The organism is Actinocorallia aurantiaca, from assembly GCF_039533685.1.
Classification (GTDB): Bacteria; Actinomycetota; Actinomycetes; order Streptosporangiales; family Streptosporangiaceae; genus Actinocorallia; species Actinocorallia aurantiaca.
The window spans coordinates 1-6,385 of sequence record NZ_BAAATZ010000011.1 but is presented as its reverse complement, the minus strand read 5'-3'; the positions used below and the strand labels follow the sequence as shown (position 1 = coordinate 6,385).

Annotated in this window: 7 protein-coding genes; all 7 read right to left on the bottom strand. The window is 71.7% G+C overall.

What is annotated here, in order from left to right:
• Window positions 1–326 (bottom strand): Zn-ribbon domain-containing OB-fold protein (locus tag ABD327_RS15065; RefSeq protein ID WP_344450993.1); only part of this gene is annotated, 326 nt, incomplete at its 3' end.
• Window positions 323–1,465, bottom strand: coding sequence for an acetyl-CoA acetyltransferase (locus tag ABD327_RS15060; RefSeq protein ID WP_344450992.1), 1,143 nt, complete (start codon window positions 1,463–1,465; stop codon window positions 323–325). The genes ABD327_RS15065 and ABD327_RS15060, both read right to left, overlap by 4 nt.
• Entirely contained in the window at window positions 1,462–2,541 is a 1,080-nt protein-coding gene (locus tag ABD327_RS15055; protein WP_344450991.1) for a RidA family protein, read from the bottom strand. Before ABD327_RS15055 ends, ABD327_RS15060 begins: the two co-directional genes overlap by 4 nt.
• 78 nt (window positions 2,542–2,619) lie before the next feature.
• Window positions 2,620–3,180 (bottom strand): MmgE/PrpD family protein, encoded by a 561-nt coding sequence (locus ABD327_RS15050; RefSeq protein WP_344450990.1) that lies wholly within the window; start codon window positions 3,178–3,180, stop codon window positions 2,620–2,622.
• Window positions 3,180–4,004 (bottom strand): MmgE/PrpD family protein, encoded by an 825-nt coding sequence (locus ABD327_RS15045; protein WP_344450989.1) that lies wholly within the window; start codon window positions 4,002–4,004, stop codon window positions 3,180–3,182. Before ABD327_RS15045 ends, ABD327_RS15050 begins: the two co-directional genes overlap by 1 nt.
• Window positions 4,001–5,203 carry a CaiB/BaiF CoA transferase family protein gene (locus ABD327_RS15040; protein WP_344450988.1) on the bottom strand — a complete coding sequence of 401 codons (1,203 nt, stop codon included), beginning with the start codon at window positions 5,201–5,203 and terminating at the stop codon, window positions 4,001–4,003. Before ABD327_RS15040 ends, ABD327_RS15045 begins: the two co-directional genes overlap by 4 nt.
• On the bottom strand, window positions 5,200–6,228 hold the full coding sequence (locus ABD327_RS15035; protein ID WP_344450987.1) for an LLM class flavin-dependent oxidoreductase: 1,029 nt from the start codon (window positions 6,226–6,228) through the stop codon (window positions 5,200–5,202). The genes ABD327_RS15040 and ABD327_RS15035 overlap by 4 nt, the downstream gene beginning before the upstream one ends.
• Between the last annotated feature and the right edge of the window lie 157 nt (window positions 6,229–6,385).

The following is a 6,385-nucleotide window of genomic DNA, read 5'->3' as shown; positions in this document are numbered from 1 at the left end:
GCGTCGCACCGCCAGGAGTCGGGGTCGGCGTCCACGAGGTTGGTCAACAGCAGCGGGCCCTCGGCGAGGCGGACGCGGGCCACCACGTAGGGGGTCTCCAGACCGGGGCGGGGAGCGCGGTGCACGAGGGTGTGGGAGTCGATGGTGCCCTGGCCGGAGACGTCGGTGAAGTCCAGGTCCATGCCGCCGCACCCGGTGCACAGGGCGCGCGGGTAGTGCTGCAGATGCCCGCACCCTCGGCAGTGCTGGACGGTCAGCCGCCGCTCACGGGTGGCCTCCCACCAGGGCGCGGTCACCTCGTCGACGGGGATGTCGGGTTCGCTCATCGGTCGACTCCCAGTAGGACGGTGGCGTGGGTGGAGAAGATGCCGCCGGTGCCGTGCGCGAGGGCGACCTCCGCGTCGGGGACCTGGCGTTCGCCGCATTCGCCGCGCAGCTGGCGGACGGCCTCCACCAGCAGCAGCAGTCCGAACATGCCGGGGTGGTTGTAGGACAGGCCGCCGCCGGAGGTGTTCAGCGGCAGGTCCCCGCCGGGGCGCACCCGTCCGCCGGCCACCAGCTCGCCGGCCTCGCCCGGTTTGCAGAATCCCAGGCCCTCGAGGGTGAGGAGCACGGTGATGGTGAAGGAGTCATACACCTGCAGGACGTCCACGTCGGAGGGCCCGAGCCCGGCCATCTTGAACGCCGCCTCGCCGGAGGCGAACGAGCCGGGACGCAGCAGGTCGTCGACGCCCGTCATGGACGCGTTGGTCGTCGACTCCCCGTAGCCCAGCACCGTCACGGGCGGGTTGGGCAGGTCGCGGGCCCGCTCCAGGGACGTCAGCACGATCGCACCGCCCCCGTCGGTCACCAGGCAGCAGTCCGCCACGGTCAGGGGGGAGGAGATCGGCTTGGCGGCCAGCACCTCTTCGACGGTCAGCGGCCCGGCCTCGTAGCGGAACGCCTTGGGGTTGAGCAGTGCCCACTCCCGGGCGGCCACGGCGACTTCGGCCAGCCACTCCCGGCCGCCCCCGTAGGAGTGCAGGTAGCGTTGCGCGGCCATGGCGTAGTACGACAAAGGGAACAGCGGGGCGTAGGGGTCTTCGAACTGGGCCTGCGGAAGGTGGGACTCCTGCACCCCGCCCAGCGAACGGGACCGGGCGGAGCGCTGGTTGGAGCCATAGGAGATGACGACGGTGGAGCACTGCCCGGCCTCGATGGCCTGGGCGGCGCGCGCCACGTACATCTCGAACGCCGAGCCTCCGGCGAACGTGGAGTCCGTCCACGACGGCTCCAACCCCAGGTATTCGGCGAGCTGGGTGGCCGAGAACCGGGACACCCCCGCGGTGGCCAGGCCGTCCACGTCCGACAGGGACAGCCCGGCGTCGGCCAGCGCCCGCGTGATGCCCTGCGCCTGCAAGGTGAGGATGGACTTGCCGGTCATCCCCAGATCGGACTCCGCGGCCCCGACGATGGCGACCGTCATCCGAACACCGCCGTCGGCACGACCTCGATGAGGAACTCGGGCCGTAGCAGGGCCGAGCACACCACGGAGGTCAGCGCCGGGGTGTCGCCGAAGTACTTGCGGCGGATCTCGGCGATCTCCTCATACCGTGCGACGGCGTCGGGAGTGATGTACTCCACCAACCGGGTCACCGAGTTATACGGCAGGGTCTCGCCCAGCCCGGCCTCGCGCAGCACCGCCGCGATTCCGGCATAGGTGTACTCGGCCTGGGCGAGGAGGTCGCCTTCGAAGATGGCCTTCTGCGTGGCGGGCTCCAGCGAGCCGAAACCCGACATGAACAGGGTCCGCTCGGTCGCCAGACCGGGCTTGTAGGTGAGGGTCTCGTAGCGCTTCCAGCCGGGGTTGACGGCGCGGAACGGCACGGTGGAGGCGATCGCGTCCAGGGAGACCATCGCGCCGGGCACCACGGCCTGGTCGATGACGATGCCCGCCGCGCCCGGGTGCACGGGTCGTCCGTCCGGGCCGGTCCCGCCGAGGAGTTCCTTGCGGGGGCGCCCGCAGCGCGGGTACTGCGAGCGGGTCGCGCGGGCGGTGTAGTCGGTGGTCTGCACCAGCGCGTCCAAGCCCAGGTCGGCGGCCTTCAGCAGCTCGCCGGCCTTCTCCAGGCAGTACCGGTACTGCTCACGGAAGTCCTCGGCGAACACCACCGACGTCCCGTCGTGCGGGTGAACGCTCGGCAGGTAGACGATGTCATCGGCGACCCGCAGCGTCCCCCGGTGGAAACCCTCATCCGGGTGGGCCTGCACCAGCCGCCCACCACCGGGAAAAGCCGTCAGCTCGACCGACAGCTCGGCTCCGGCCTGCGGCAGCCCTTCGACGCCGACGGTCGCGACCGGCACCCGGTGCCCGCCCAACGCCGCGGACCGGGCGCTCTCGACCCGCTCGTAGGAGTCCAGTGCGGTCTTGGTGGCGTACTCCACCACATGCACCACATCAGCCGGGCCGAGCCCGGCCGACGCCAGCGCCGCGAACGCACCGGCGTAGGCGTCTTCGGCGGTGCCCGCCACAGCCGGCAGACGTGTCGTTTCAGAGCTCATCGTGGTCAGACTCCTTGAACGTGGGGATCCCGCCTCGGGCGGAAGGGGGCGGACATCTGTCCAGGACGGGCACGGGCCTCACCGGGACTCCTCCCCGGCGGCCGTCCACTGCCGGGACGAGGACTCCAGAGCAGCGAGGAGAAAAGCCGTCGAAGGCGCCTCGGCCAGGCCGAGCGCGGCCGAGACGACCTCTTCTCCGCCGGGGCCGAGGTTGCCCAGGGCCTTGGCGGTGACGAGCCGGTCGATGTCGGGGTCGTCGGGGCCGCCGCCGCTGCGCGGGATCTCAGCCGTGACCGTCGCGCCCTGGGCGGTGCGGATGCGGATGCGGCCGGGCTGGTCGGCCGCGGCGCCGCCGAAGTCCACGACCTCGGTCCGCACCCGCGCGGCCAGCGCCAGCACCTCGGGCCGGTCGATCCGGTCGTAGGTCGCGACCGTCACCGATCCGTCGTGGAGCATCGCCGCGACGCTCCACGGCAGGCTGAACTTGGCGTCGTAAGCCGAACGCGGCGTCTCCTTGCCGGGTGTGCACACGATCGACGCGGCGTTCGGATGCGCCTCGACGACCACTTCGGCGATCTCGTTCACCCGGACGCCCAGCTCGGCGCGGGCCTGGTGGGCCGCGTCGAGCTGGGCGTGCATCAGCTGGCAGGCCGGGTAGGGCTTGACGCCGATGCGGGTGGCCTCCCACCGGTCCCCGAGACCGTCGAGGATCGCCGGGCGGTCCGCCTCACGGCGGGCCAAGGCCCGGTAGAGGCCGTATTCGCCCTCGAAGACGGTCGAGGGGCCGGTGGCTCCGGGCGGCCCGCGNNCGCCGCGAGCGCGGCGGCCATGAGCCCGTCAGAGGCGGCGAAACCTGGGTGGAGCTGTTTGGTGGAGCTGCCGGTGTTGAGGAACTCCAGCAACCCGCCCGCCCGGCTGCCCGCGATGCCCAGTGCGTTGACCGCCTCGGCCACCGACAAGCCGCGCAACCGGGAGGCGGTGAGCGCGGAGGCGAACACCCCGCACGCCGCGGTGGCGTGCAACCCCACGGCGTGGAAGCCGTGTGGGGCCGCGGCCCCGAGCCGGCAGATCACCTCCAGGCCTACCGCCAGCGCGGTGAGCGCCTCCTCGCCGCTCACCGCACGGCCCTCGGCCAGCACGACCGGCACCACGGGCGCCGAGGCGTGCACGAGCCCGCCCGCGTGCGTGTCGTCGAAGTCCAGCGCGTGGATCAGCACGCCGTTGGCCAGCGCCGCCGCCGACCGGGACACCCGCACACCACTTCCGATGACGAGCGCGTCACCGGGCCCCATCGCCTCGGCGGTGCGCACCGCCGCGATGGCAGCTCCCGCCTTGGCTCCGGCGACCGCGTTGCCCAGCGCGTCCAGCAGGTGCCGGGCCGCGGCGCGGCGCACGTCCTCGGGCACCTGGTCCGGGCGGACGTCCAGCGCCCATTGGGCCAGTTCTTCCGCGATGGTCGTCATGCCGAGGCTCCGAAGGCTCCTTCGCCGTTCAGTTCGGCGATGCGCTCGGGAGAGTAGCCCAGGACCCCGTTCAGGATCTCCTCGGAGTTCTCGCCGCGCTGGGGCGCGCGCCGGTATTCGGGCTGCTCGGAGCCGACGCGGACGGGGGAGGCGAGGTTCTTGAGCGTGCCGTAGCGGGGGTGCTCGGTCTCGACGATCAGGTCGCGGGCGGAGGCGTGCTCCTCCTGCAAGGCCTGGGAGACGTCGTTGATCGGGCCGCAGGGGATGGCCGCGGCGGTCATCGGCGTGAGCCACTCGGCGACGGTACGGGTCGCGATGATCCGCTCCAGCTCGGGCAGCAGCGTGCCGGCGTTCTTCTGCCGTTCGGCGAAGCTGGCGTAGCGGGGGTCCGCGCCCAGATCGGGGCGTTCGATCACCTCCACCAGGCGCTGCCAGAACTTCTCCTTGGCGCAGCCCACGACGATCCATCCGTCCTTGGCCTCGAACGCCTGGAACGGCACCAGCGAAGGGTGAGCCGAATGATGCGTGCGCACGGGGGTGAAGCCGGCGTTCATGTGCCAGGTGCCCGGGTAGGTGAGCATCGACAGCGCCGTGTCGTACAACGACACGTCGCAGTCCATGCCGACGCCGTCGCGGCGGGCCGCGTGCAGGCCGGTCAGCAGCGCCAGCACCGCGACGTAGCCGCCGCAGTAGTCCACCAGCGACAGACCCGACTTGGTGGGCGGGCCCTCAGGCTCGCCCGTGAGGTCCATCCACCCGGTCAGGCCCTGCAGGATGTAGTCGTAGGCGGGCTGGGCGGCGCGCGGGCCCGTCATGCCGAAACCGCTGAGCGAACAGCAGACGATCTTCGGATTGATGTGCTTGAGGTCGTCGTAGGTGATCTTCAGCTTGGCCGGGACGTCGCCGCGCAGGTTGGAGTAGACGGCGTCCGCGTTGCGCACCAGGTCCTCGAAGACAGCCCGCCCGGACGGGGTGGACATGTCCAGCGAGATCGACTTCTTGTTGCGGTTGAAGGTCTCGTAGAACAGGGAGTCCTCGTCCTCGGCGTACGGCGGGACATAACGCCCGACGTCACCACCGGTCCTGGGGTCCTCGACCTTGATGATCTCGGCACCCTGGTCGGCCAGGTGCAGCGACCCGAACGGGCCGGCGCCGTACTGCTCCAGGGAGATGATCCTGACATCCTCCAGCGGCTTCACGACAGCTCCTTGATCAGTTCGATGATGCGGGCCTGGGCGGCCCGGATCTCGGCGGGCTCGAGGTCGTGCGTGGGCGGGGTCAGCTTGATGGAGTCCGCGGCGCCCGCGTAGGCGGCGATCCGCTCGGCGACCTGGTCGAACGTGCCCGTCAGGGTCAGGGCGTCGGTCATCCGGTCGGAGACGGCCCCGGCCAGGCGGTCGGCGCCGGTTCCGGAGCGGAAGGCCTCGATGACCTTCTCCTGGTCCTCGGCGAGGTCGTGGAAGGCGAAGAAGTCCGCATACGTGCGCACCGAGGCGTAGAACCCGGCGGTTCCGGCGGAGCGGCGGCGGGCCACGGCCGGGTCGGGGTCGACCGAGCAGCACGCCGACACCACGACGTCCAGGTCGGCGCGCTCGCGGCCGCTCTTGTCCAGGCCTTCCAGCAGCGGCGGCAGGGAGCGTTCGGTGAGCCAGGCCGGAGAGCACAGCTCGTGGGAGATCCAGCCCTGGCCGATCTCACCGGCCAGCTTCGTCATCGCCGGGCCCATGCCCGCCACGTAGACGGGGATCTCGCGGCGGACCTGCGGGAAGGGCCGCTGGTAGCCGCGGATGCGCAGCGGCTCGTGCTCGCCTTCCAGTGTCATCGGCGTGCCGTCGGCGGCGTGGGCGACGAAGTGGCGGACGGCGGCGACGGTCTCGCGCAGGTGCGCCACGGGCTTGCCCCAGCGGGCGTTGTGCCAGTCCTCGTTCAACCGCTTGACCCCGGTGCCCAGGCCCAGCACGAACCGCCCGCCGGCGAGCTCGTCCAGGTCCAGGGCCTCCAACGCCGTGACCATCGGGCTGCGGGTGAACGCCAGCGCGATCGCGGTACCGACCCGGGCGGTCGAGGTGCCCTGGGCCAGGGCGGCGGCGGTGACCGTGGCACTGCGGTGCAGTTCGGGCACCCACAGGGTGGTGGCGCCCGCCTCCTCCGCGGCCCGCCCGGCCGCCACCAGCTCCTCCAGGGTCTCGCCCCAGGGACCGAAGGTGATGTTCAGCGCGGTCACGCGGATTCCCCGGCGCCGGGGAGCTGGAGCTGCCCGGTCTTGGCCTCGGGGAAGTAGTTCTTGTCGTGCGTCGCGCCCTTCTTGTAGATCATGACCGAACGCACCCAGGACACGATCTCCTCGCCGTCCTGGTTCAGACCCCGCGTGCGCATCGTGA

Coding starts and splice junctions, on each gene's coding strand:
- ABD327_RS15050 (WP_344450990.1), bottom strand. CDS start 3,180: ATGCACGCCCAGCTCGACGCGGCCCACCAGGCCCGCGCCGAGCTGGGC.
- ABD327_RS15060 (WP_344450992.1), bottom strand. CDS start 1,465: ATGACGGTCGCCATCGTCGGGGCCGCGGAGTCCGATCTGGGGATGACC.
- ABD327_RS15055 (WP_344450991.1), bottom strand. CDS start 2,541: ATGAGCTCTGAAACGACACGTCTGCCGGCTGTGGCGGGCACCGCCGAA.